The organism is Leptothrix toolikensis (SeqCode) (assembly GCF_057922285.1).
The window spans coordinates 1-3403 of record NZ_JBYSVC010000140.1; the positions used below are offsets into that span (position 1 = coordinate 1).

Here is a 3403-nt window from a genome sequence, read left to right on the forward strand (position 1 = left end):
GATGATGCGGTCGGTTTGCGGGTTGAGCCCGGTCATCTCCATATCGACCCAGATCAGGTTCTGGTCGTTGCGGGCAAGCAAGATCTCTTGGTTCATGGTGTTCTCTCCGATACCAATGGCTAAAGCGCTAAAGCGGCGGCGATTCTCCCAGACCGCCCGCCATCGGCGAGAATCGCGCCCCTATGAGCGCCTTGTTTTTCACCCTTGCTTTCGCGGTGGCCTTGGCCACAGTCCTTGTGCTGCGCATGATGCTGGTCACGCGCCAGATCCGCCACGTGGCGGCACATCGAAGCGCGGTGCCGCCCGACTTTGTCGGTGCGGTGAGTTTGGCCGCACACCAGAAGGCGGCCGACTACACCATCGCTCGCCAACGCTTTGATCTGCTGACCGCCGCTTGGAGCGCCATGGTGCTGGTGGGCTGGACGCTGCTGGGCGGGCTGGATGCGCTCAATGTGTCACTGCGGGAGGTGCTGCAACCGCGCTGGGGCGAACTGGCGTACCAAGTGGGCTTGATCGCGGCGGTGAGCGCCGTCGGCGGGCTGCTGGATCTGCCCTTTGAAGCGTGGCGCACCTTCAAGCTGGAACAACGCTTCGGCTTCAACCGCAGCACCCCGGCGCTGTGGTGGCGCGATCAGCTCGTGCAAAGCCTTGTGGGCATGGTGATCGGCCTGCCCTTGGCCGCACTGGTGCTGTGGCTCATGGGCTCGATGGGGGCCTTGTGGTGGCTCTGGGCTTTTGCGGCGCTGGCGGCCTTTGTCTTGCTGATGCAGGGCCTCTACCCCACCGTGATCGCACCGCTGTTCAACAAGTTCACCCCGCTTGACGACCCGGAACTGAAACGCCGCGTGGAAGGCTTGATGCAGCGCTGCGGCTTTCGCGCCCAAGGCTTTTACGTCATGGACGGCAGCCGCCGCTCCGCCCATGCCAACGCTTATTTCACCGGCTTCGGTCCGGTCAAACGGGTGGTGTTTTTTGACACCTTGCTCAAGCGCCTCACACCCAGCGAGGTCGAAGCGGTGCTGGCGCACGAGCTGGGCCACTTCCACCACCGCCATGTGCAGCAGCGCATGGTGACGATGCTCGGCCTGTGGCTGGGCACACTGGCACTGATTGGCTGGCTGATGAATCAACCCAACTTCTACCTTGGCTTGGGCGTGGTGCCCAACATGGTGGCCCCGAATCACGCCGTGGCCTTGTTGCTGGTGATGATGGTTGGGCCGGTGTTTAGCTTCTTGCTCGGGCCGCTGATGTCGGCCGCTTCGCGCCGCCATGAATATCAGGCTGACGCCTATGCGGGCCAGCAAAGCAATCGGGGCGATCTGGCCTCGGCACTGGTCAAACTCTTCGACGACAACGCTTCCACCTTGACCCCTGACCCCCTCTACGTGCGCTTTTACTACTCCCATCCCCCAGCCAGCGAACGACTCGCGGCCCTGGGTTTGCGGCGCTGATCCACCGCCACACCACCTAGGACGCCTTGATGTCAACTTCTCCTGAACTCAACACCGGCTTGGTTTTAGCCGGTCACGGCCGCCACTATCTGGTGGAAGCGCAAGACGGCAAGCACATTCGGTGCAGCCCACGCGGCAAGAAAAGCGACTGCGTGGTCGGCGACCGGGTGCATTGGCGCTCGACCGATACACGCGGTGAGGAAGGCGTGATCGAAGCCATCTTGCCGCGCAAGAATTTGTTCTATCGCCAAGACGAATGGCGCACCAAATCCTTTGCCGCCAATCTGGACCACGTCTTGGTGATGGTGGCGGCCGAGCCGGTGTTCAGCGAGAGCCAACTCAGCCGCGCCTTGATCGCCGCCGGCCAAGCGCGCTTGCCCGTGACCATTTTGCTCAACAAGATCGACTTGCCCGAAGCGGCTGCGCTGGCACGTGAGCGCTTAGCGCCCTACAAGGCGATGGGCTACGACGTGATCGAGACCTCGCTTAAGGGCGCGGACATCGCACCGCTTGAAGCCAAGCTGGCCCAAGGGGCGACGTTGGTGCTGGGCCCGAGCGGCACGGGAAAAAGCACCTTGGTCAACCGGCTGCTGCCGCAGGCCGAAGCCATCGTGGGCGAGATTTCTACTGCGCTGAACTCGGGCCGTCACACCACCACGCACACGCGCTGGTATTGGCTGAACCGCGATCAAGGCAGCGCCTTGCTCGACTCACCCGGTTTTCAAGAATTTGGTTTGCAGCACATTCCGCTGGCCGATTTGGCCGCGTGGATGCCCGATTTGCAGCGTCACGCCGAGCACTGCCGCTTCAGCAATTGCAGCCACGACCACGAACCAGGATGTTCGGTGCTCGCGGCTTTGGAGCGCGGCGAGATCAGCCCTTCACGGCACCGGATTTATCTGGAGCTGCGCCAAGAACTGCAACGCACTGTGTGGTGACGGTCACGGTCACAACCCCAACGCTTTAGCCCAGCAAATTGGCCAGCGAGAGCTGCGCCAAAAGCAGCATCCAGAGCACGACGGAGCGCCACACCAGCCCGACCACCGAGCGCAAATGGGCGAACTGGGGTGAGGCCCCGGGCGTGCTGGCTTGTTCATCGGTGGCCAGCGGCTGACGCCCACCCAAGGCCACGCCGCAGGCCCCTGCCGCAGAGGCAAGCAACACCCCCATATTGCGATCTGCCCAAAGGCCGGCGTATTGCCGCCAAGAGCCCACCGCCTCTTCAAAATTACCGACCACGGCAAAGCCGGCGGCGGTTAAACGCACCGGCACGTAGTCGATGCAGGTAAAGGCTTGAGCGAAACGGCGCATCAAGCGCTCAGAGGTCGGTGCAGCTTCGCGCGCTTGCTTGTAGCCCCAGTAGCGCGAACCGAATTCAGCCATGCGGTACAGCACCGCGCCCATCGGCCCCAGACCGCAGGCCGAGCCGAGCACAAACCAGAAAAACACCCCAAAGACATGGCGATGCGCGGCCAAGAGCGAATGCTCAATGACGTGGCGCAACAGCTCGGTGCGCGGCAACTCGGTGGCATCCAGATGACGCCAATCACGCAGCAAGGCGCGCGCCTCATCCTCGCGTCCTTGCTCCAAGGCGTCGCGGATATCGGTGAAGTAATGGCTGAACTGCCGAAAACCCAAGGTGAAATACAGCACCACCAGATCCCAGCCCAAGGCCAGCACCACGCTGTAGTGGTCCAGCAGTACATAGATCAGGCTGATCAGCAAGGCCGGGGCGACCACGGTAACGGACCAAACCACCCACGCATGGCGCTCGCGGCCGGCGTCGAAATTGAGCCCCGCCCAACGCGCCCACGCCAGAAATCCTGCATGCACCGGGTTGGCCAATTGCAGGGGTCGGATCTGCTCGACAATCAAAGCCAATAACACGGCGAGGAAACTCATGGTGTGATGATAGCGGGGTGATGTCGCTTAAACGAGACAAATCGTCCCTG

3 protein-coding genes and 1 pseudogene are annotated in these 3403 nt (G+C 62.4%); 2 read left to right on the top strand and 2 right to left on the bottom strand.

Going from position 1 to position 3403, the window contains the following annotated elements; translation table 11 throughout:
• Positions 1-96: pseudogene (locus AC3VI7_RS12455) on the bottom strand (oligoribonuclease); the annotation flags it as partial.
• A gap of 86 nt (positions 97-182) precedes the next feature.
• Here AC3VI7_RS12455 and AC3VI7_RS12460 point away from each other — a divergent pair.
• Positions 183-1451 carry a M48 family metallopeptidase gene (locus AC3VI7_RS12460; protein ID WP_489671114.1) on the top strand — a complete coding sequence of 423 codons (1269 nt, stop codon included), beginning with the start codon at positions 183-185 and terminating at the stop codon, positions 1449-1451.
• A 29-nt stretch (positions 1452-1480) separates the two neighbouring features.
• Entirely contained in the window at positions 1481-2389 is a 909-nt protein-coding gene (gene rsgA, locus AC3VI7_RS12465; RefSeq protein ID WP_489671113.1) for a ribosome small subunit-dependent GTPase A, read from the top strand.
• Between the two features lie 25 nt (positions 2390-2414).
• On the opposite strand, the gene AC3VI7_RS12470 is transcribed toward rsgA, so the two are convergent.
• Positions 2415-3353 carry a CobD/CbiB family protein gene (locus AC3VI7_RS12470; protein WP_489671112.1) on the bottom strand — a complete coding sequence of 313 codons (939 nt, stop codon included), beginning with the start codon at positions 3351-3353 and terminating at the stop codon, positions 2415-2417.
• Between the last annotated feature and the right edge of the window lie 50 nt (positions 3354-3403).

Bases quoted from the DNA above. Each gene is read 5' to 3' on its own strand.
- AC3VI7_RS12470 (WP_489671112.1), bottom strand. From the start codon at position 3,353: ATGAGTTTCCTCGCCGTGTTATTGGCTTTGATTGTCGAGCAGATCCGA.
- AC3VI7_RS12460 (WP_489671114.1), top strand. From the start codon at position 183: ATGAGCGCCTTGTTTTTCACCCTTGCTTTCGCGGTGGCCTTGGCCACA.
- rsgA (WP_489671113.1), top strand. From the start codon at position 1,481: ATGTCAACTTCTCCTGAACTCAACACCGGCTTGGTTTTAGCCGGTCAC.